This is a genomic window from Stenotrophomonas sp. 3diitr2024 (assembly GCF_042136455.1).
Classification (GTDB): domain Bacteria; phylum Pseudomonadota; class Gammaproteobacteria; order Xanthomonadales; family Xanthomonadaceae; genus Stenotrophomonas; species Stenotrophomonas sepilia.
The window spans coordinates 1-21478 of record NZ_JBHHMJ010000090.1; the positions used below are offsets into that span (position 1 = coordinate 1).

The 21478-nt window shown below is 60.9% G+C and carries 24 protein-coding genes; 14 read left to right on the forward strand and 10 right to left on the reverse strand.

Going from position 1 to position 21478, the window contains the following annotated elements:
* From ABGA94_RS01995 to ABGA94_RS02005, 3 genes are all read left to right on the forward strand, one after another.
* The coding region (locus tag ABGA94_RS01995; protein ID WP_375366233.1) for a hypothetical protein at nt 1-304 on the forward strand (304 nt) is incomplete at its 5' end.
* The gene (locus ABGA94_RS02000; protein ID WP_227838115.1) at nt 291-1028 is read left to right on the forward strand and encodes a retron system putative HNH endonuclease; all 738 of its coding nucleotides are present in this window, start codon (nt 291-293) and stop codon (nt 1026-1028) included. The genes ABGA94_RS01995 and ABGA94_RS02000, both read left to right, overlap by 14 nt.
* 734 nt (nt 1029-1762) lie before the next feature.
* Nucleotides 1763-1915, forward strand: coding sequence for an integrase core domain-containing protein (locus tag ABGA94_RS02005; protein WP_227838117.1), 153 nt, complete (start codon nt 1763-1765; stop codon nt 1913-1915).
* A 76-nt stretch (nt 1916-1991) separates the two neighbouring features.
* On the opposite strand, the gene ABGA94_RS02010 is transcribed toward ABGA94_RS02005, so the two are convergent.
* The 8 genes from ABGA94_RS02010 to ABGA94_RS02045 form a co-directional block, all read right to left on the reverse strand.
* A complete protein-coding gene (locus ABGA94_RS02010) occupies nt 1992-2744 on the reverse strand; it encodes an Eco29kI family restriction endonuclease (RefSeq protein WP_227838119.1) in 753 nt (250 codons plus the stop codon).
* An 86-nt stretch (nt 2745-2830) separates the two neighbouring features.
* Nucleotides 2831-3481, reverse strand: coding sequence for an Eco29kI family restriction endonuclease (locus tag ABGA94_RS02015; protein WP_100438305.1), 651 nt, complete (start codon nt 3479-3481; stop codon nt 2831-2833).
* Nucleotides 3478-4692, reverse strand: coding sequence for a DNA cytosine methyltransferase (locus tag ABGA94_RS02020; protein WP_227838122.1), 1215 nt, complete (start codon nt 4690-4692; stop codon nt 3478-3480). Before ABGA94_RS02020 ends, ABGA94_RS02015 begins: the two co-directional genes overlap by 4 nt.
* A 60-nt stretch (nt 4693-4752) precedes the next feature.
* Nucleotides 4753-4983 carry a helix-turn-helix domain-containing protein gene (locus ABGA94_RS02025; RefSeq protein ID WP_227838124.1) on the reverse strand — a complete coding sequence of 77 codons (231 nt, stop codon included), beginning with the start codon at nt 4981-4983 and terminating at the stop codon, nt 4753-4755.
* A 124-nt stretch (nt 4984-5107) separates the two neighbouring features.
* Nucleotides 5108-5722, reverse strand: a complete 615-nt coding sequence (locus ABGA94_RS02030; protein WP_375366235.1) for an HNH endonuclease — start codon at nt 5720-5722, stop codon at nt 5108-5110.
* Nucleotides 5723-6046: 324 nt separating this feature from the next.
* Nucleotides 6047-6403 carry a hypothetical protein gene (locus ABGA94_RS02035; RefSeq protein WP_375366236.1) on the reverse strand — a complete coding sequence of 119 codons (357 nt, stop codon included), beginning with the start codon at nt 6401-6403 and terminating at the stop codon, nt 6047-6049.
* Between the two features lie 86 nt (nt 6404-6489).
* A complete protein-coding gene (locus tag ABGA94_RS02040) occupies nt 6490-6858 on the reverse strand; it encodes a hypothetical protein (protein ID WP_188248656.1) in 369 nt (122 codons plus the stop codon).
* Between the two features lie 487 nt (nt 6859-7345).
* Nucleotides 7346-7561 carry a hypothetical protein gene (locus tag ABGA94_RS02045; RefSeq protein WP_069139886.1) on the reverse strand — a complete coding sequence of 72 codons (216 nt, stop codon included), beginning with the start codon at nt 7559-7561 and terminating at the stop codon, nt 7346-7348.
* Nucleotides 7562-7731: 170 nt separating this feature from the next.
* On the opposite strand from ABGA94_RS02045, the gene ABGA94_RS02050 reads away from it, so the two are divergent.
* The 5 genes from ABGA94_RS02050 (at nt 7732) to ABGA94_RS02070 (ending at nt 14093) form a co-directional block, all read left to right on the forward strand.
* The gene (locus ABGA94_RS02050) at nt 7732-8376 is read left to right on the forward strand and encodes a DUF1629 domain-containing protein (protein WP_227838130.1); all 645 of its coding nucleotides are present in this window, start codon (nt 7732-7734) and stop codon (nt 8374-8376) included.
* Between the two features lie 98 nt (nt 8377-8474).
* A complete protein-coding gene (locus tag ABGA94_RS02055) occupies nt 8475-9116 on the forward strand; it encodes a DUF1629 domain-containing protein (protein ID WP_375366237.1) in 642 nt (213 codons plus the stop codon).
* 271 nt (nt 9117-9387) lie between these two features.
* Complete coding sequence (locus tag ABGA94_RS02060; protein ID WP_375366238.1) at nt 9388-10032, forward strand: DUF1629 domain-containing protein; 645 nt, start codon at nt 9388-9390, stop codon at nt 10030-10032.
* 34 nt (nt 10033-10066) lie between these two features.
* On the forward strand, nt 10067-13411 hold the full coding sequence (locus ABGA94_RS02065) for an XVIPCD domain-containing protein (protein ID WP_375366239.1): 3345 nt from the start codon (nt 10067-10069) through the stop codon (nt 13409-13411).
* A gap of 73 nt (nt 13412-13484) precedes the next feature.
* A complete protein-coding gene (locus ABGA94_RS02070) occupies nt 13485-14093 on the forward strand; it encodes a hypothetical protein (protein WP_375366240.1) in 609 nt (202 codons plus the stop codon).
* Between the two features lie 77 nt (nt 14094-14170).
* Here ABGA94_RS02070 and ABGA94_RS02075 read toward each other — a convergent pair whose 3' ends face one another.
* Together ABGA94_RS02075 and ABGA94_RS02080 are read right to left on the reverse strand one after the other, a co-directional pair.
* The gene (locus tag ABGA94_RS02075) at nt 14171-14668 is read right to left on the reverse strand and encodes a hypothetical protein (RefSeq protein WP_375366242.1); all 498 of its coding nucleotides are present in this window, start codon (nt 14666-14668) and stop codon (nt 14171-14173) included.
* Nucleotides 14669-14957: 289 nt separating this feature from the next.
* Nucleotides 14958-15716, reverse strand: a complete 759-nt coding sequence (locus tag ABGA94_RS02080; protein ID WP_375366243.1) for a hypothetical protein — start codon at nt 15714-15716, stop codon at nt 14958-14960.
* Nucleotides 15717-16041: 325 nt separating this feature from the next.
* On the opposite strand from ABGA94_RS02080, the gene ABGA94_RS02085 reads away from it, so the two are divergent.
* From ABGA94_RS02085 to ABGA94_RS02110, 6 genes are all read left to right on the forward strand, one after another.
* A complete protein-coding gene (locus ABGA94_RS02085; RefSeq protein WP_375366245.1) occupies nt 16042-16968 on the forward strand; it encodes an XVIPCD domain-containing protein in 927 nt (308 codons plus the stop codon).
* Nucleotides 16965-17600, forward strand: coding sequence for a hypothetical protein (locus tag ABGA94_RS02090; protein ID WP_375366246.1), 636 nt, complete (start codon nt 16965-16967; stop codon nt 17598-17600). Before ABGA94_RS02085 ends, ABGA94_RS02090 begins: the two co-directional genes overlap by 4 nt.
* A 2-nt stretch (nt 17601-17602) precedes the next feature.
* Complete coding sequence (locus tag ABGA94_RS02095; RefSeq protein ID WP_375366247.1) at nt 17603-18616, forward strand: XVIPCD domain-containing protein; 1014 nt, start codon at nt 17603-17605, stop codon at nt 18614-18616.
* A 185-nt stretch (nt 18617-18801) separates the two neighbouring features.
* Nucleotides 18802-19947, forward strand: a complete 1146-nt coding sequence (locus ABGA94_RS02100) for a YncE family protein (RefSeq protein WP_375366249.1) — start codon at nt 18802-18804, stop codon at nt 19945-19947.
* 143 nt (nt 19948-20090) lie between these two features.
* Nucleotides 20091-20666, forward strand: coding sequence for a hypothetical protein (locus ABGA94_RS02105; RefSeq protein ID WP_375366250.1), 576 nt, complete (start codon nt 20091-20093; stop codon nt 20664-20666).
* Between the two features lie 129 nt (nt 20667-20795).
* The gene (locus tag ABGA94_RS02110) at nt 20796-21437 is read left to right on the forward strand and encodes an XVIPCD domain-containing protein (RefSeq protein ID WP_375366252.1); all 642 of its coding nucleotides are present in this window, start codon (nt 20796-20798) and stop codon (nt 21435-21437) included.
* Nucleotides 21438-21478 lie beyond the last annotated feature (41 nt).

The following is a 21478-nucleotide window of genomic DNA, read 5'->3' on the forward strand; positions in this document are numbered from 1 at the left end:
AAGAAAGTTGGTTGTCGACGAGGAGGAAACTAGGGTTCTAATTCCGAGTTTTGCGCTTGGTGCGAGAAGTGTTGACGTTATGGAGGACGTCCAGGAGGTTGACGCGAGGCCTCCCAACGCGATAACCGCAAAGCTGGATCGTTACAAGGCACTCGTATCTAGATCAATGTGGGATTCGCCCGAGGCCATTCAGCTTCGCGCCGAGCTTGACATCTGGGGGTGGCGAGATGAGCCCGAGTTGCGTCGAATAGATGTCGAAATTAGATTGGGGGAGATGAGGAGGAAGGGCGTTGCGAAGGATTAAGAAAGGGGCGCCTCCGCCCAAGCTGACGTCTTTTGTTGCAGGCAAGCCGCACGCGCTTTGGCGGGAGATTAAGAGGAATAAGTCAAGATACACGGAAATAAGGGAGTTTTTGTTCCGGGATCAACAGTCGTTGTGTGCGTACTGCGAAATTAGAATGATCATAGACGAGGACGGCGCTGATCGCTCGGACTTCCGGGTTGAGCATTTCATTCCGAAGAAGCCGCACAACCCCCCGCCAAATCACGCGGCGACGTGGTCAAATATGCTCGGGTGCTGTCACGGCGGCGCTAGCAAGGCGGTTGCAGTGCAGGGCAGGTTTACAGCGCCAGATCTTTCCTGTGATGCGATTAAAGGAAATAAAAACCTACTCGGCGTAATCATTAATCCACTTTCTGATATTTCAGATGACGATTTTATATTTGGATTTTTGTCTGACGGATCTATATCCGTTTCTGATGATTGTCCAGGTCATCTTGTGGACCGTGCGGGAAGGACGATAGTTGAACTCGGGCTTGACGCTGCTCGTCTGCGGAAGCTGAGACGCGCTGCGGTCGAGGCGACACTGGAGGCAATTGAGACTCTTATGGGTGAGGGATTGGAGCTGGCGGCGGCTTGTGAGGTTGCGTTTCCTGACAATTCACCCCCTGAGTTCTATTCGTGCATCAAGTCCGTTCTAGGTAGCGCGGCGGAACCTAGGCTGCAACAGTTGAATTATTACAATTAGTGGCCGGGTGCTTTCAATATTTCCGGTGGTTAATGCCATATCTGGCTGATGTCATGATCCGAAATTGCGATGCTCAGCTCTTTTGCTACTAAGTTAGCTCTGCAAAGGGCGCGCCGATCCTGAATAGAGGCTGGCGTCGCCCACATGCCCATGGGCGACGCGCTTGACGATCTTCATCCGATTGTTGCTGCCCCGCACCAGGCTGACTCCCGCCGGCCAATGCCAGAATGTCCGGCCGATAGGGCACAGCCGGTTTACGAGGGCTCGCGACGGCTGAAGGCGACTGTATATACGCAAGTGCCTGCTTTGCCAGTACCCGCAAAGCGCTTCTCCCGCATCGAGGGGCCGGATTAACGTTGGGTTAAGGGGTCTGTGCAGAGCCTGGGTCCGCAAGTGGGGCTTGCTGAGCCCTGCATTGGAAATCGACTATGGCACGAGACAGCCGCGAGTCTGGCACTTGTCGCGGATGAGCATGGCCTGCCGTCTCTGCCGCACTGGAGCAGGCGCTCACCGCCGGCTACGACACACAGCTACTGACGCCTTTCCTGCTGTGATCCGTCCGTATGCCGTTCACCAGTCGCGCAGACCTTCAGGCTCAGGCGCAGCGCCTGAATGCCGCAACTACACGCGACTCGTGCGTTAGTTATAGCCTCAAGCAGGAGTTCATCACGCCACACTGCCCGCAGTAGAACGAGGTGGTGGAGCGCGTGATCCGACTCTGAAGGAGCAAATGCGTGCACTGGCTTCGTTTCGAAAGCCAGGTGCACGCTACGCTGCTGATCGCTGACTGGAGCACCTTCTTTAGCCAACAGCGCCCTCATCAGGCGCTAAAGATGATGACCCCAGATGCGGCCTATGCCATTACATTAACCGCAGGTCCTGAGTAGAAGCCGGTGTGTAATTACAGTTCAGAGAAAATGAAGGAATGACCGAATATATTCCTTGTGGTGAGGATGGATCTTTCTAAATCACCAGCCCGTGGTCGTAGTGTTCGTTCTCTCTATAGACAATTACGTACCCGGGAAGAGCCGTTATCTGCCAGTCAGGCCCGAGTCCGCTGGAGATGGATTTTAGTATGGACCTAACAGTCTGCGATCCGTGATGAAGTTCGATGACCGCATTGGAGAGGTCTGAGTGCGGCCGTTTTGAACCCGGAGATGTCGTCTCAAACCTGATTGTGTACGGCAGATTTTCCTTGAGTTCCGCTAATATGGCGGCCGCTGTCATATAGTGTTGAGAGCCGACGGATACTCTGAAATCTAGATTGATAGGGTGGCAATAATCGAAGTGATCATTCTTAAGTTTAGAGTGATCGCGCTTCCTTCCTGGGTCATTCGAACCGAATCCGCTATTATTCCAGGCGAGCCCACCTTGCTCAGTCCGGTAGTGCCTAATTAGAGCTCCTTCTAAGTCCATTGCGGTGAAAACATAGATCCGTACGGCCTTGAAAGAAACGTCGCTTGGATCTAGGTTTAATCGAGAACTAATCTTCTCGCAGTGTCTAAGAAGTCGCTTGCGCAGTCCGGCTTCGTTGTCTGTCTTGCCAATATAGACAAGCTTTCCTCGATGATAGAGCTGATACACCCCCTGTCCGTCGGCAAGGGCGGTTGCGTATTGTTGGCTGAGTGGTGCTGCGCTCATTCGTGCGAATAGCTCAACCAACTCCCTTAAAAGAGCTGCTGGCAGATCGAACTCGAGGTCTTGGAAGTATTGCATGCAATTGGACGTAGCATCGGAGACCACAGGTTAACTCCGATGCCAAGTCAATTGCGACATGTCAATCTATTGGCACGGTGCCGCTCCTACTCGCCTTCCGCTTCAATGAACTTATCCGAAAGGCACGCCGGCAAAATGCGAAGATAGGTAGTAGCGTCCTCAGCGACTCTGGACGGAGACTCGGGTCGCTCTGCTAGGCGCTGTGCCCATTCGCGTCCTGGATGCAGGACATCCCAGCGAGGGCGCATCCCGGCATGCCGTCCCTTGCCAGGATTATGGTTTCCAAATCCATCAATCAGTGAATTCCACACAGGTGTGAATCGCGAGATGATTAGGGACTCGCCGAGCGGAATCCAGATGTCATCGACAACGAGGAATCGGCAGAAGAAGTCCTCGATGCTCAGGTTCGTCGCGGCCTTAATGCTGTCCGCGTGCTCCTTAAGTCTCTTAAATAGCACCTTGCCAGGCGGAACGTCGGAGCCTGCCCCCATACGAGCGCCAGCTGGAACAGCCTTCCCCACGTAGATGGGTAGCATGAACTTTCCATCGTTGTTGAGCCGGGCGATTTGCTCGTAAGCTTCGAAGTCGCCTGTGTAATAGATGGCATAAATGCCCGCGCCATCGAACGGCGATAGCTCGCCGAGGGGGTGTACTTCCTTAGTAAGCAATGCCTCGGCGACGCTAGCGCCAAGGTTCTTCTTATCCAGTGGATTGAACGGAATTACTTTGGCCGTCATGCGCGCTTTCTTTTGGTGTTTGCTTCATTCTTGGCCATTTGCGACAGTCCCGCAATCGCGAGCTGCTCCGCAACACTTGCCGCGACCCGCTGCCCCAGCAGTACGGGGACTGCATTCCCAAGCTGCCGCATGGTTTCCGACCAACTGCCATGGAACTGGAATCCATCGGGGAACGTCTGGATTCGAGCGCTCTCTCGAATGGTGAAGTAGCGTACCGAGCCGTCATCCTTCACTAGCATGTTCTCGCCGCCCGGCACACCGTGGCCACCAGCCTTAAGCGTCTTCGCCGGCAAATCGAGTGGACTGCCAGTGTGACCCGGGTAAGAGCGTGCACCGGCCTGATAGACGTGATTTGCGAACTTCTTGGCTTCGCGGCTTTCGGGATCTGGCAGCCCCTGCAGCGCGTCCCGAACCGTCCGCCATGCCTGCGTCGGCAGCATCGTACGGAACTGCTGCAACTTGGCGACCCGAGCTGCCAGTTTTGCAGGCATCTTGGGCTGACGTATGCCGTGACGCTTCCAGTAGACCCCGGTCACCCATTGATCATGCAGAAGAGCATCGTAGCTATGGGTTTCATGCGGGAACGACCATTCCACGCCCAGATCGTCTCTGAAGCCCACCAGGAACACGCGCTCACGCTTCTGGGGAACGCCGAAGTTCGCAGCGTTCACCAGCGTAGGAATGACGTTGTAGGTGTGACCCTTGCCCTTCCGCTTTCCCGAAGTCTTCTCTACTTGAAGGCGCGCAAGGTGATCTGACCAGTCCTCATCCTTGCGGGGAGGGACATCCGGGAACTCCAACTGCAGTTGAATGTAATGGAAGTAATTCGCGAACTTGGCGCGAGTCAGTCCCTTCACGTTCTCAACAATGAAGGCCTTCGGTCGCAGTTGCCTGATGATCTCGACAGTCGCCGGGAACATGTCCCGGCCGTCTTCATGCGCCTTGTGTTTGCCGCCAATGGAGAATGGCTGGCAGGGGGGGCCTCCAGCCAAAAGCTCAATGTCCTGCGGGATGGAGGACCAGTCGAATGATCGGACATCACCTTCATGCAGGGTCCAGCCACGAACAAGGGGATAGTCGCGCCGTTGATTCTCGCGGACCGTGTCACACGCCCACTTGTCCCATTCGACCACGGCCAAGTGCTCGAAACCGGCAATTTCGCATCCCATGGCCAAACCGCCGGCTCCTGCGAAAAGCTCAACCGATCTCATTCCAGTACTCCAGTGAATTTTGCTTGATTGGACCAACGGTCCACATAGATTTGGACGCGATCATCCTTCTTCCGAAATGAAGGATGGCGTCGTGCTGAGTGAGATTTCCATGCCCAAAGCCGACAACACTGCAATCAGCTTTCTGCTGCCGAGCTCAGAAAGGCGACCCCTTTCGAATCGTGAAAGCAGTTCAGCAGTTACGCCGCTGGTCTTCGCTACGTCGATCTGCTTCAAGCCCAGCTGCTTACGCCTAGCAGCTACCTGACAGCCTAGTTCTTGGAGGGTTGTCACGCCCGGCTTCCGTATTCGATACGCCCCAATTATTGATCTATACGTCAAGTGAGGCAAGTGAAATCCGGACCGGAAGGATCTCCCTCTGCTGTCTCAGGAGCTGAGACAACCAGGCGGGGGAGCCCTACGCCCAGGCACATTGTGATCGGTGCCAGGCTAGCGAGTCAGGGCTGGCCGAAAGTGTCGCTGATGCTGGAGACGCCAGTTCCTTGCCGACAAGGTCGCTATAGCTTGATTGGCGCAATGCAGGGGCCAAAGACACCTGCAGGGACACCGGGTCCACGGCGATAAGGTAGAGGTCAAAAAGGGTATGAACGTCTGCGCGCAATAGAAGACCGTTGCTGACCACGCTACTCGACTGGCCGGAATAGGGGCGGATGTGGGCCGCCTCAAGCGCATCGACCACATCGCACCCAGTCATCGCACACCGACCGCCGTATGCGTCCAGCAGTGCCTTACGGAACGCAGGCTGCCCGCGGCGTCGAACGATAGCCGCCAGCACACGCTGCCTCTCGTCCACATCGTCTGCTGGAGAGAAACTGCCAGTTGCCTCCGCGGCTTTGGCCTCCTGCTCCAACAGTTCCCTTGTAGGACCAGAGACCGACGTGAGCGTCTCACCGGAGAGTCCGAGGAGCTTGGCCAGTTTCGGCTCAACCTTTGCACCCACGTTCGATGCTGGAAGAAGTCCGGGTAGCCAGGGCCTACCTGCCTGATCTAGAACATGGGAGATGTTCTGCATGCGGTACTCCCAGGCCTTGGACGTGCGTCCGTGCCGGGTAGCCAGTTCCCGATAGACCCTTGCCTTCTCAAGGGTCAATCCATCGGCGAGACGCGCCTCCATTTGGCGATACGCCTCGACGGCAGCGGCCAGTTCGTCGTCAGTCCACCTGCTCACACCCTTCCCCCGTCCTCGACCGCGCATGGCGCTCCTGGGAAAAGTATGCCGTAAACGACACAATGAGGCGCTAATAGCTTGAGGCGAAGGAGCGCAGTGTGTCGGCGCAAATCGCAGCCTGTTCAGGCCCGTCGACGCGTCTCGTATGTGGAGTTCAGTTGCAAAGCCCTAATCGGCCGGAAGTAGTCGGCTACTCCAGCGCTGGAGTAGAGGTTGAACGCAAGGCCTCTCATTGGCTTGGCCCATGAAACCTAGGATGAGCAACTGTGATGCGGAATTGTCCACCAGCAGAGCGGGATCACCTCGGCAAGTGAGCTCGAAGTGCCTTGCTTCAAAGCGTCCGGCAACGAGCGCCGCATCTTCAGCTGCTAGGCTTATGGCTTCATGGCGCATGACAGCAAACTCTGCAGCCGAGACCTTGGGGTAGGCCTTCAGCTCCAAATCGCCCTTTGGCTGGTGGAAGTGGGCGAGCGCTGAACCAATCAGCGCTGCCAAGCACAGTACTGCGTACGTCAGAGACTTCATTGGAAGTCCTGCAGATCAGAGGCGAACGGATAATGGGGCTGCGGCGACAGCCTGCAGCCTATTGCTTGAGGTTCAAGCCTTGGGTGCTACTCCCGTACATGCAGCCGCTCAGCAACCTGCGCAGTCAGCGCCACACACGCCATCTTCAACCCTTCCATCACCCGATCCCCCAGATACTCCTCGGGCGCACCGTTCTGTCGAGTGCGCTCCGCAGCCAGCATCAGCTCCGCCACCACGCGCAGACCCGCCAGCGCGCAATCCGCGTCCGCCAACTGAAGACGCCGCCCAGGCAGTTGATGCCGTTCCGGCCAAGGCTGGCCATCCGCAGCCGCACCAGTTCCGATGCGGTGCAGCGTGGCGACGAAGGCGTTGGGATCGACGGATGGTTCGCGCTCGGGTTCGGCGTTGTCCGGATCGTACTGCGCGTGCAGGGAACGGAAGTCCGATGTGTTCATGGCAATGCTCCGTACAGGACAGATAGCAACGCCACCGATAGAGGCGGCGGACGGTGCGTGGTTCGAAAGCCGGACAGTAACCAAGCCGGTGGGTCCGAGGACCCCCACGCACCGCCCGCCATGGAACGCGAACGGATTGCCAGCCGGCGCCACCCAAAAGGTGACGCCGGCTGACAAGCGCAAAACACAAGGTTACTGAGCGGGCTTTCGAACCCCGCGCCACCCTTTTTCGGTGGCATGCCAAGGTGTACTCGCATGGTTGCGAGATGCCAAGAAACCGTAGACCGCAGAGGCCGTAAATGCTGACGCTTACGGCATTGTTGCATGGAGCAGGCGTGGCAGAACCCTTGCGGTGCGGTGGTTTCGGCCGGTGTTAAGTTATCGCCGGAATGCGCATTGAAAAGCACGGTTTGTAGCTCTTCGGGATCCCAAAAGCGACACGTAGCCCACATGCCCCATTCGCGCAGCGTGCCGATTGCGACACAACTTAACTTTGCAGCGCCACCCCCGGCCGAGGCCACAGCGCATCGTCGCGCTCCAGGTCGTAGTCGCTGCCGAACGCCAGTGCTGCTTCGCGTGGAGGAAGGTCCGCGTAGCAACTCAGCAGGTACTCATCCATGCCGGCATCGCGATGGTCGATGGCGAACAGGTGGAGAAGTTCCTTGTCGAACGCTTCCAGCCATGTGGGGTCGATCTTGGTCATGTCATCCTCCAGAGGGGAAAGGGAGGATGGCTGGAGCGCGTCTCAAGACGTGGGACGCATGCTTGACCAGGTTCGGAATCTCGCAGTGATCTGATTGCACCAGGCGCAAGGTCGGGGTAGAACGGGGCAGACTCGCTACGGCGCATCATAGTTAAAGGAGGCGAAAGAGCATGGAAGCATTGAAGTCGAACCAGCCTGTTCCTGGCGAGTTCTTCCTCCTGATGCCTGATACCACGCGTGGGGGAAAGGGGCACGGCGTCGTGTTCGAGAACGCGAAGCGGCTGCGCATCCCGCCGCGCCTGATCCTGCGACCAGAAGAAGGGGGATTTCCACCCATGGCGGAGAAGCCGCTGCTGGTCTACTCGGCAAAGAAGGGGAGCCTCCCGGAGGATCTGGAGGGGGGGCTGAGCGGCTATTGGATGGTCTCCGAACGATTACGCGGTGCTCTTGTGTCTGTAGATCCGGCTGGCTTCGAGTTTGTGGAGTGTGACTACCGCCTTGCCGATGGATCCAAGGGGCCGCGGTACTTCCTGTGTGATGTAACCCGTGAGCTCGATGCGGTGGACGAAGAAGCCTCGAAACTTCGGATCATCACTGACGCAGGCTATCGAGGTGGGAAGTTCTACGACCTAAGGGGCGGAGCCAGTCTGGCGTTCCGCAAGCAGGTCATCGGTGAAGCCAGAATATTCCGGACGCCCTACTCGGGAAACCTCGTCTTCTGTGACAGAGAGCTCCGCGACGCTGTGTGGAACGCTGGAATCGGTGGGCCGCGCGTATCGCGGGGCCTCTGGTTCACCGACGCAGCCAGCATCTGAGTCAGAGCTCTTAGGGTCGGACCCTTGGGCGCATTATGGATTCGCGTCAACTGCGTACGAGCGACTTCGATTCACATTCACTGCGTGAGATGACAAGCATGGGATCGACTTCCACCCATCAGCCGCGCAAGGGCGAGTTCTTCAAGCTACGACCGGATGCTACCCGTGGAGGAGGGGGTCACGGGGTGGTTTTTGATAACGAGGACGCGTTGCTTGCGACTCCCAGGCTGATCTTCTTACCCGAGGCCGGTGGCTTTCCTCCACTGCGTGAAACCCCGCGCTTGGTCTATCGGGAGCGGCAGGGTGTCCCTCCACAGGACCTGGAAGGCGGGCTGAGCGGCTACTGGCTGGTCTCCGAGCGTTTGCGCCAGGTCATGGAAGAGATTGACCCTGACGCGTTCGTTTTCGCTGATACCGACTATCGCTTGGATGACGGTTCAAAGGGACCAACCTACTTCCTTTGCGACGTGGTCCGTACGCTGGACGCCTTGGATGAAGAAGCCTCCCAGCTCAACATCGTGATCAGCGATGAGTACGAGGCAGGGAAATATTACCGCCTGACCGGTGATATCCGGTTGGCGTTCAAACGCGAAGTGCTGGGTTCGGCTCACGTGTTCAGATTGCCGTTCCATGGCGGGGTATTCTGCGACCGAACGTTCAAAGATGCGATGGAAGCTGCCGGCATCGTCACGGCCAAGAGATCCAACGGGCTCTGGTTTGAAGATGTGGTGAATTGCTGAGTCGGTCCCGGCGCCGACAGGAGGGCACGACCGCGCTCCAAACATGCGGAGCATGTGCGCGCGCTGAGAAATCGTAGATTTCCTAATTGCCGCAGAAACCATTGATGGTCAAAATTGCCGTTATCGTCTGCCTTCTCGCAAGCGGCGGGCTATGATCTCTGGGAGGGCTCACGGTCTACACTGGAGGTCTTCACATAGCTGGCGGCGAACGCCTTCCCGGGGCGCCGCTCTGTCTCCAGGCTGGAACACGAAATTTGGGAGGAACAAGCGCATGGATTCGTCAAAGCCTAATCAGCCTGCGCCTGGCGAGTTCTATCTGCTGATGCCTGACACGACCCGAAGGGGGAGAGGGCACGGCGTTGAGATCGAGAATGAGGACGCACTACTGACGCCGCCAAGGCTGATCATCCGCCCCGAAGAAGGCGGTTTCCCTCCTCTGGCGCAGAGACCGCGTCTGGTTCTCGATCCAAAGCTGGGGGATCCACCTCAGGACCTCGAAGGAGGAATGAGCGGCTACTGGTTGGTATCGGCGCGCCTCAAGAAGGCCTTCACCGAAATCGATCCCGTTGCCTTCGAGTTCGTGGAGTGTGATTACTTGCTTCCGGATGGCACGGAGGGCCCAACGTACTACCTGTGCGAGGTTGCTCGCGAACTGGATGCCGTCGACGAGGAAGCGTCTAAGTTCCGGGTCATCGTTGATGAGGGCTACCCGGGCGGAAAGTTCTACGACCTTCGTGGCGGAGCAAGCTTGGCATTTAAGAGGGATGTAGTCGCGGACAGTCACGTCTTCCGCACTCCATATTCTGGTGACCTTGTCTACTGTGACCGCATATTCCGAGATGCCATACGGGCTGCGGGAATCGGAAGTGACGGTGAAACACGCGGCCTTAGGTTCAAGGACGCATTCGATATCTGAAGCAGATATGTGATTTCATGGATGAGGTGTTGATATGCCGGCTGATCGTCCGATCCTGCAGGATCACCATGTAATCGAGCAGCAGACCTTCAGGAATGATCCGCTGCTCAGGGTGCTCGCCAAGGCAAAGCTCATTGAGAAAGATGCCTTTGAGAATCGCCTTTACATGCCAGCTGATCGCGAGCTTGCGCAGGCAATGCGTATCTCGCCGCATAGTGGCGGTCCGATAGCTGACTATCAGGACGGCATCGGTTTTGAGCTGAGGCAGTTGCGGTTTTCCCGAGACGGACAGGAAGCGCTGCGTGGTGATCCAGCGGCACTCCAGCGCCTAGCAGCGCAGGTCAAAGACCTCCGCGACACCATGACGGTCGGCCTCGTCAATGGAGACCTTTATACGAACGCGCCGCTTGGCATGCGCGCTGATGACATTCGGCCCGTGACGCAGTCGTTCTTCCTCGAGAACCGGAGTTACGCTCAGCTCCACGCATCGAAGATTGGTTCGCTTGCCAGCTTCGGACCGGTAGACCGCAGCTATCTGCTGGTGACGGAATCCGAGTCGCGCATCGTTGCTTTGCTTGAACATGCCGACCTGACGGGAAGCAAATTGACGAAAGGCAGAAATCTTGAGCTTCAACGAAGCGGATTGTCTCTCGCAATTTCCAATGCCCATCATGAAGGGCGGACTCTTCTTTCTGAGTCGAGCATTTTGACCGTGGAGCGCGTACTGGGCGAAGAGGCCGCATCACGCCTTCGTGCTCCGGTCGGGCAACGCGGCGGAGTTACATTGGACCTCCTCCTCGGCGAAGCCTCCACGAGCCAACTGATCCGCTCCGGCGGCCTGCTCGCCTCCGGCGCCGACGCTGTCATTACCGCCCGCCGCACCTCGCAACTGCTGGAAGAAGGCAACGGCACGGCCGCCCAGTCCGAGCTCACCCACGCTCTGGCACGCAACGGCGGTGGCTGGATCGGCGGCATGGCCACCGCATCACTGATCGGCACGTCGAGTTTCGTCCCTGCGGCCATCGTCGCGGGCGATGCGCTGCTGATGAGCAAGGCGTTCGACAAGGGTGCCGATCTGCTCGACAACCGCGCCGTCTACCGGCAGACCGACAAGGCCGATGTCACATGGCAGTTCGATGGCCGCAACTGGCAGCGCCAGGCGGTTATGGACAGCACAGGCGACGGCATTGGTACTCCGGCTGAGCGCAGTGTGGGCGCCAGTTACGAGAAGGCCCGCGAGCTGGGCGCATACGCCCATGTAAAAGCGGTAGAGCTGGCGCTGGGCAAGGCACCGCCACCGCAGGATCCTTTCAGTATTCCGGCGAAGGACGGCGAGGGCCGTCTGGACAATCCCAACTGGCACCGCGATGCGCAGACCGAACAGTGGACGCGGCAGGTCAAGATCGGCGTGTCCGGTGCCAACGACAGGGGGGTGTACGAAACGCAGACCGCCAGCCCCGAACGGGCCAACGAGTTGAATCGTGAGGCGGTGCAGCGCATCGAGAACAACATCGCCAACGGCAAGGCCGCCATTGCCGCCAGCTATCTGGAGACCTACGTCGCTACCCGCGCCAGCGACTTCGTGCCGCTGGTGCCGGAAGCGGTGGAGCAGGCCCGTGCCAGGCCCGACGCGATCCAGGGCTCGGACAACCAGCTCTACCAGCGCGACGAAGCAGGGCGATGGAGCCATGCTGGCCAGATCGCGCAGGGCAACATGGCGCTGGAGTTGGAGCTGACCCGCACCATCCAGCAGCCGTCGCTCGATCAGTTCAACCAGACCATTGCCGCATTGGACGCGCGACGGTTGCCATCTGCGGCGGAAGTGAACCAGAACGAGCTGCGCCACAGCTACTACGCTGCGGGCATCGCGCTGACCCCGGCGTGGGAGCAGGCCATTGCCCTGGCCACGGCACGCACGCGCGAGCAGCACGGCATTGCGGGTCCCACGCTGCAGGAACTGGGGCCTTTAGCCGAGGGCAACGCGGGCGCGTCCCGGCCCATCACCCATTACCAGGTGGGTCAGGATGGCGTGGCGCGCGCCGTCGCGATCACCAGCACGCAGGAGCTGCAGGCCGCATGGAATGAGGTGCGTGCGCGTGCCAATGAGCAGGCGCCGTTGCCGGACTCGCCCGAGCTACGCATTGCAGCGCTGTCGGCGGGTGAGCAGGAGGTGTACCGGCAGGCAATGCAGGAGGCAAATCGGCTGGGTGCTGCGCAGGTAGATGCAGGACAGGCTGCACGAGCAGCCGCGCAGGTGGCACATGGTGACAAGCCATCTGAGCAGGGCGGAAATGCGGAAGTCCGGGATGAGGAGCCGGCCACTGCGCAGCCCGTCGTTTCTGCGGCAGTTGCGGCAGCGCCGCCAGCGATAGCAGTCACGCCACCGCCTACGCCCGCGGCACAGGACAAGCCCGCGCCTCAGCGGCACGCCGAGCAGCGTGATCCGCCGCGGCGTGAGGCGGAGCCCCAACCTCAGCCCCATCCAAACAGCGAGGCGCCCACCGAAAACCGTACCGCCTCACAGACGCCGGAGCCCGCTGGGCCGATGCAGGCACCACCGGCCGCACCTGAGCGCGCGACGCCACATGTCGCCGCGCCTCTGGATGCGGCAACGCAGATGATGCCCACGCAGCGCACAGAGCAGGCATTGGAACCGGAGCAGATGGTCGCACCTGCGGTTGCTCCCACTCCAAAGCAGGACATGGCAGTGCAGGAGAGTGAACCGGTGCCCTTCAAGGAGCCGCTGCCTGCTGAGCCCGAGCGCGATCCATGGCCTGTGGAGCAGGAAGCGGCACAACACGTGCCAGAGCCCGAGCTGGCTCCATCGGATGACCTCCAGCCTGTCACTGCGGCTGTCACTGTTCTTGCCGAGCCCACGATAGCGCCAAGCCTTGAGCCAGCCGCGCCCGCACCGGATGAGGCATCGGGCCCGAACAGGGCGCTGCAGGACCCCACGCAGCCCGGCCACCCCGATCACGCGCTGTATCAGCAGATCCGCGAGGGCGTGGAAGCGCTGGACGCCAAGCACGGTCGCAGCTTCGATGAAGTCAGCGAACGGATGACCGTCAGCCTTCTGGTGCTGGCCAAGGACAACGACTTGGAACGGGTGGACCATGTGCTGGTGAGCAACGCCACGCACGAACACCCGGCAGGGCACACGCTGTTCGTGGTCCAGGGCGAACCGAGCAATCCGGCACACCAGCGCGCTGCGATGCCGACCGAGCTGGCGGCGCAGACATCGGTGGAAGAATCACTGCAACAGTTCGACTCTGTCAGCCGTGAAGCGCATCAGCGTGCGCTTGCGAATCAGATGGATCAGCAGCTGGAAGATCAGCGGGTGCAGCACGAGATACAGATTCGTGCGGCGAGCGGGGGATGAGTAGGGCATGCACTGCACTGGCGACCTGGACGGAGGACTGAAGATGACGCCACATGGAATGCGCCGGATATGCATGCTCGCAGCACTACTCGTTCTTCTGGCTACCGCGTGCCGGCCCGATGCGGCTCGCGACGAAGGCTCGATAGCAGAGGCCCATCGTCCGGATCTGGTGCCGCTTGTGCGAGCCATGCCCACCTCGTCAATGGATGCACCATTGACGGTCGAGTTCGATGTGGCTGCTCCCAGCAAAAATTCCTCTCCAACGCTCATGATCGGCATTCGCGTTGACCGCACGGATAACACCGCGGCTTTTGGGGCACTGGCCGATGTTCGGGCGTCCGGGTTCCAGGCGAAGGTTTCCATGCAGCGCCTGGAATCGAGTGGATGGAAGGACGTGCCCTTGCACCGGCTGGAATGGGTCATTGGGGAACCTGCCAGAACAATTCCCATCCCCGCCGATGGTCGAGTGACAAATGCGTGGCTGGACGATGTTGACGTGCTGGCGCTGCAGAATGCTGGGCTGGAACGACCCGATGATAACTATGCACAGCTGGCCTTCGCATGGGCACGCAATCCGTCGCCGGGCCGATACCGGGTTGAAGTGCAACTGCACTCCCCTCTGCCACAGCTTGAGCCGTACCAGCCGGAACTGCTGGTTGCTTACTTGCGCAGGCCTAAATAAGGCAGCCTCGCCACCGCCGGTACGCTGAGTGTCACGGGTAAGTCAGCTCGACAATCTTCCGATAGCGGGGTTCGTATTCATCTGTCTCCCCCTCCGAACTGGACCGCGTAGACGCAGGTTTTCGCGGTATCGCCTTCGTTGGAACGATACGTCAATAGGCTGGCATCCATACCCTGGTTACCACCGCTGATCGCGCGCCAGTACTGCCTGATGCCCCCTCTCTGAAATGGCACTTCTGCTCCGGTCCTGTATCCGAGGGCTTCGAGCGCTCGTCCGGCACTTTCGGCTTCCCAGTAGCACACGCCATTCGGAGCATCTGTCACTGGCTGCTTACCCAGCTGATAGAAGATCACCTCTTGGTTGGGGAACTCACGTGCCGACTCAACCGATAGATAAGTAACCCCATAGTTATAGCCGTCCGTTGTTGTCAGGTCCTTCGCGATGTGCCTGATGCTGGCCTTCTCGTCTGGCACGAGTGACACACCGATCGCCGTGCCAAACTTGTCCGGACTTATGTCCGCTCTTGACCTGAGCGAATCCGCGTAGGCGAGAATGCGTTTTTGCAGCTCGGCCATGGAGATGCGGGCAGGCTGCGTATCTGCGGCAGCGGCACGTTCATTGACGGCAGACGTATCCGTCGATCGGGCACATGCAGATGTTAGCGTGAGCAAGGCCGACAGTCCGGAAATTGCCCCAATGCGAGCTGCGCACGGCATAGCTCGAGGTAGCTGCGGCCGAAGCAATCTGGTCATGATGGCGTAGAGCAAAGCCGAAGCCTCCTTCGTTGTGATGCCCATCGGTGAGTCCCTGACGGTGTTGAAGGTACTGTTCGACCCGAATGAAGAGCGCCCGGACCTCCATCGTTCACGGCTGAACGCGATACCGTTCCAGAAGATCACGAACGCTGGTTTCCAGGCGCTGCCAGTCGCTCAGCATGACGCGTGCATAGTTCATCTCGATGGCGATGCTGTCGCCCACGTCCACGATGGAATGGCGGCACATTGCGATCTGGCCTTCGCCAGCGCGTTCAAGTGTCTTTCCCTGAACTACAAGTCCGTCAGGAATGCGGTCTGCCGGGTCGCAGCTGATGAACGTTGTCAGTTGGCCCTCCGCCGAGCGGGCCACATACCAGTCTGGTTCCATTCCTGGGTTGTGCACGTAAGGCCTGCCCAGCGCAGCCTCCGAGTCCTTTGCATAGGCTGCCATCAACGATGAGTCGATCGCATACGGCGTCAGACCCCAGCGTTCGGGTTGTGCAACGCGCAGCGCGAGGTTCTCTACCGGGTCCCTTCGCTCCAGTGATCCCGGCGCGCTGGTGGCTTCACTACTGGACCGACGTGCCAGATAGTTCTGGATGGGAACGCGATCGATGTACCTAAGCTCGACCAGCACCTGCCGCCGGCTGTCCTGCGAGCTGCGAACCGGGCGATCACCGGGAGGCGCTGCATCGAAATCCGGCCAGAACACCGTGAGCATGACGCCCCCATCGGCCAGGGGGCCCGTCTGGTTGTAGTAGAGGTTGGCCGGGAACATGAAGCGGCGCGGGCCCACTCGTGCCTCTACGGGCTCCGTTGTATAGGTATGTCCACCCACCGTACGGGGGCTGGTTGCGGCTTCGGACATGGGGGGGTCGTTCGGGCCCGTTTCCGTAGATGGGGCTTTCGCGCAGGCGGTGGTGCTCAGCACCGCCACCAGGGCGAAGGAGGCAAGCCGGCAAGCCGGCGCTCTGCTCATGGGCGATTCCCTTGCATGACCGGAACGACTATAGAACGGTGGAATGGCAAGCTCCAGTCGTTGCCGGGACCTTGCTCACGCCCGGGTCCAGTACTGCACGCTGGCTCACATATTCAGCAAGTCGCGATCGGCGTCCTCTCTTCTTGCATCTGCCCCCATCCCACCTATGCCATCATCCGCCCAGGACCGCAGTACCCATCAAGGCTGAACAGGCATGGAGCAGGCAACACGCTACACCGCAACCCTTTATCTGGCCGCACCCGGCACCGCGCTGAAAAGTGGGGGCATCTCGCCGCGCGGCCACATGTACCTGCAGGTCGCTGCGGGCGACGAGGCCCACAGCTACGGCTTCGCGCCACCGCGCCACGCGCCGGGTGAAACCCGCACCGGCGTGCAGTACGCACAGGTGCGCCACGACGATGCTGACGAGCATCTGGACCCTTACTACAGCCGCACCCTGGAAATCACCGAGGAGCACTACGGCTGCCTGCGTGATTTCGCCGAGGAACCGGCCGAGTTCGAATTCGATGTGGACCGCCCGGCCACCATCAACCGCTGCAGCGATTTCGTCTGGGCGGCGCTGCACTACGCCGGCCTGCATCCACTGCCGGCGACGCTGGATGGCGGCAGCAACCTGGGCGAGTTCGCGGTGCTGTTCAACCTGCCGGAGATCCAGTGCATTGCCGCGCCGTTCCCGGGCAGCGACCTGAATGCCGAAACCCACCACGCGATGCCCGAGCGCGAGGCCGAGCATCATCGCCAGGGCGACCGCGCCAGCGATGAGCCGCCGCCGACGCCGATTGAAGTGGCCGGCACGCTGTTGGACCCTTCGCATCCGGACCATCGCCTGTTCTCGCAGCTGATCCAGAAGGTGGCCGAGCTGGATGCCGCGCATGGGCGCCCGTTCGATGCCGCCAGCCAACGCATCAGCGCCAGCCTGCTGGTGCTGGCCAAGCAGAACAACCTCTCGCGCGTGGACCACGTGCTGCTCAGCAGGCCGACCCAGAACAGCCATGCCGCCGAGAGCATCTTCATCGTGCAGGGCGACCGCAACGACCCAGGGCACCGCCGCGCCAGCATCGCCACCGAGGTGGCGGCCAAGACCGATGTGGCCGATTCGCTGCGGTTGAAGGAGCAATGACGCGTCCAGTTCGGCGGAGGCTGGTGGTACTGGCGGTGCTGGGCGCGCTGGCGGCATGCCGTGCGTCACCAGCGCCTGAGGTTGCGCCGTCCCTGCTGACGCGCGCACAGGCCGAGGCCCGCACGGTTGTGCCGCTCACGCGGGCCGTGCAGTTGCAGAAGGCCGGTCGGATTGCCGAGGTCACGTTTGATTTGCCGGCGCCCCAGAAGCCGGCCATTCCGATCCTGAACATCGGGTTGCGGCTGCAGGATACCGATGCGCGACGGCTGCTGGATGCTTCGGAGAAGATCACGCTGGGACGGCTGCCAACGCGGCTGCGCCTGGAGCGTATTGATGGCGGTGCACCTGGTCCTGTGCAGCTCTGGCAGCGTACTCGCGATGGACGCGATTCTCAGAAAATCGGGGAGGATGGCGTGGTAACAGACCTGACGACGGGGAGCGTGGACATCAACAGCTTGGCCGAGGCCGGGTTGTACTCTGAAGAGGTGCTCTATCGCACGTTGCAGTTGGCGCAGGTCGGAGGCATTGCACCCGGGCGCTACCTTCTGCGGGTGGACCTTGTGGAGGATCGGCCCCGGCTGGAAGGCCTGAAAGCAGAACTGATCGTTGGCTACCAATCACTAGGAAAGTAGACATGCACAAGGACGATGCCGAACGCTACAGCGTAACCATTCATCTGGCGGCCCCCGGCACGCCGCGCTACGGCCGTGATGCTGAGGGAAACAGGTTTCTGCTGGAGCCCTCGTTCGCGGGGCACATGTTCCTGTCGCTGCGCCGTTCGGGTGAACCCTTCCCGGAGAGCATGGGTTTCACCCACGCAGGCACCAAGGACGAGCCGAACAGGGGCAAAGTCGATGACATGGATGTGTTGGTCTACGACAAACCCCGCTTCGAGCGCACGATCGAGATCAGCAAGGAGCAGCACGACCGCATCCTCGAGTTCTCGGCAGACCCGAAGAAGCACGGCTTCGACATGGAGTACGACTTCTTCTCCAACGCCTGCACCGATTTCGCATGGGGTGCCCTGAACCACGCTGGGCTGCGCCCGGTCGGGCTGGCCGGGGAGATCACCAACTACGAGGGCGCCACCAGGGTCCTGGACAACATCCGCGCGGTCAACGCCATTCCGCAGCAGGTGAAGGGCAGCGAGCTGGACAAGGTGCAGTGGAACCCGATGCCGAAGCAGACCTTCCGCGAGTGGATGTTCACCGAGAACGGCGAGCAGTGGCGCGGCAACAGTACGCTCGCGGCAAGCGGCACGCCCGCAGACCCGGCGCACGACGATCATGCCCGCCTCAACCAGATCCACCAGCAGGTGGCCGACCTCGGCGCTTTCGGGGCGCGCAACGGCAATGTCAGCGCCAGCCTGCTCGCGCTGTCGAAGGAGCAGCAGTTCTCGCGCGTGGACGAGGTGGTGCTGGGCGAGCAGCGCGGTGATATCGCACCGAAGCTGTTCATCGTGCAGGGGGACCGCAGTGACCCGGCACACCAGCGCGCCAGCATGCCGGCGGAGGTTGCTGCGCAGGCACCGGTGGAGGCCTCGTTCGATCGGGTCGCGCAGTTGCAGCTGAATGAGCCGCAGCGAGACGCGCAGCGCCTGCAGGAGGAGCAGCAGCTTCAGCAGAGCCACGGCCCACGGATCGCATAGCGGCGGGCGCAGCATCGAGGTCGAGCGTTGGCCATGCCCGCGCCGGCGCACGCCACGCCCCCCACCTGCTACCATTCCCCCGCATCCCCAGCCAGCCCACCCCGCGCAGACAGATGCGGGGCGGGCCGTCGAAGTACGGCCCAGCGAGCCAGGACACCTTCCCGTGCCCATTCAAGGACGCTCGCATGTTCCGTACTCCTCTCTTCCGCTCGGCCGCCCTGGCCGTTGCCGTTTCGCTCAGCCTCGGCGTGCCCTCCGCGTTCGCCGACAACGCGCCCGCCGCCAGTGCCACCACCGCCGTGCAGCGCCAGGCCGTGGCCAAGGGCCTGTACGAGCTGGCCTACAGCCCGAAGCAGAACGCCGTGTTCGTGGCCTCCTCTGGCGGTTTCGGCGATGACGCCGGCCCGGCCCAGGTGCTGCGCCTGAACCCGGCCACGCTGGCCGTGGAAACCCGCATTCCGCTGGAGCGCAAGGCCTTTGGTGTGGTCCTGGATGACGCCCACAACCGCCTGTACGTGGGCAACACCGTGGACCTGTCGGTGACCGTGGTCGACACCGCGCAGAACAAGGCCGTCGGCACCATCCAGCTGATGGAGAAGAAGACCGGCAAGGACGGCAAGGCCGCCTACACCCATGACCTGCGCGAGCTGGTGGTCGACAGCGCGGCCAACCGCCTGTACGTGACCGGCCACAGCAGCCAGCCGGACGTGAGCAGCGTGCTGTTCGTGATCGATACCACCACGCTGAAGGTGATCAACACCATCGACGGCCTGGGCAATGCCAAGGCACCGGGCCTGGCGCTGGATGCGGCCAACAAGCGCGTCTACACCAGCAACCTGCTGGCCGACCTGGTGGTGGTGGGCACCGATTCGAACAAGGTGGTGGCGCAGCACAGGATCGCCGCCGAGCAGCCGATGAACATCGCGCTGGACCCGGCCGGCAAGCGCCTGTTCGTGACCGACCAGGGCTCGGAATTCCTGCGTGGTTACCAGGCCAAGAGCAGCGGCCTGGTCAGCAAGCATCCTGGCCAGCGCGTGCTGGTGCTCGACCGCAGCACCGGCAAGGAACTGGCCAGCATCCCGACCGATGCCGGCCCGCTCGGCATCCTGCTGGATGCACCGCGTAAGCGCCTGTACGTGACCAATCGCGAAGCCGGTACGGTGACCGCGTACAACAGTGACAGCTACCAGAAGGTGGCGACCTACAAGGTGCCGACCCACCCGAACAGCCTGGCGCTGGATGCGAAGAACAACGTGCTGTTCGTGAGCATCAAGAACGGCGAGAAGGATGACAAGGGCGCTGACGAGAGCGTGGCGCGCATCCAGCTGTAAGGCGCTGACGCCGGGCTCGCCCGGCAGCGTGCCGCATGAAGAAGGCAGGGTGCCGACCCTGCCTTTTTCTTTGCCGGGTTGCAGTGCCGAGCGCCAACCCGCTAGGGTTGAACCCTAGGGCAGGGAGCCAAAGGATCTGAATCATGCTGGGTAATCACCGCTGGTTGCGCGCCGGCCTGTTGATCATGTTGAGCGCTGGGCTGGGCGCCTGCTCCGCCCGTGATCCTGTCCCACCCGAGCCACTGGACCTGGCCCAGCCGATCGCCGTGGATCAGCCAGGTCAAGGGGTGAGTTTCGAGTTCGAGATGAACGCGCGAAATTACATCCCACATCGCACCTACGCCGTGGAGCTGGAATTGCAGCGCCAAGAGACGCCCAAGCCCGACGAGCCTGACGTGGGCACAATGAGGATCCCGTTCGAGGTAACCCTGCAGCAATGGGGCGCTGATGCCTGGAAAGATGTTCCCACCTACGACAGCTACCAGGCGGGGGCACTCAACGCGGGAGAGCCGCTTCCGGAATGGCATGCGTCCAGCGAATGGCGGTATACGTCGCCGCACATGGGCAGTGACGGCCAGTACACGCTGAGCCTGGTTGCTCTGCCAGTGGAGCCTGATACCCGCTATCGCGTACAGGTTCGCACGGTACAGGCCACGCCGGAATTGCAGCATTACTCGGCTCAGTTGCGGGTACACGCCGCCCGACTGCCAGGGAAGTAATCAACCTCACCACCGCACCCGGAGAAATACGGCTTCAGCAAGCACTATCAGGATGTGCGCAACAACTGCGTGGACTTCACCTGGGAAGCCTTGAACCACGCAGGCATCCGGCGGAAAAGAAGTATCGACGTGAACGCGCTGGGAGGTCCTGCTGGGCAGCTTCTTCCGGATGTCCGCATTCCCCTGGACATCAAGGGGGCAGGCAAGGATGGATTCCGACCGCTGCGCAACATCCATGGCGTGGACAGCATTGATCCGCCGTTTCCGGACAGCGAGCTCAATCAGCGGAAAACCAACCTCATGCCGAAGCGCAGTTTCAAGCAACACATGCTGAGTGACGCTGAGGGCATGGGCGAACGAAGCGGTGATCGTCTGGCCCGGCACGGTAACAACCCGCTGCTCTCGCAGATCCACCAGGGCGTGGCCCGGCTTGATGCAGAGCGGGGCCGCAGCTTCGATGCCACCAGCGAGAACATCAGCGCCAGCCTGTACGCCCTGGCCAAGGCAAACGGACTGACCCGGGTCGACCACGTGCTGTTGAGCGATCGTACTGCGCAGGCGGATGTGGCGCAGAACATCTTCATCGTGCAGGGCGAGCGCAACGACCCGGCACAGCTGCGTGCCAGCATGCCTACGGCGGTGGCCGCGCAGACACCGGCGGAAACATCGTTCGAGCGCGCCGAGCAGTTGTCCCAGTCTGCGCAGGTGCGCACGCAGGACGCGTTGCAGCAGCGCCAGGTGCAGGAGCAGTCCGGGCCGCGCATGGTCTAAGGTGGCAAGTACCACGGCGAGCCGGCGTCCACGCGCTGGGT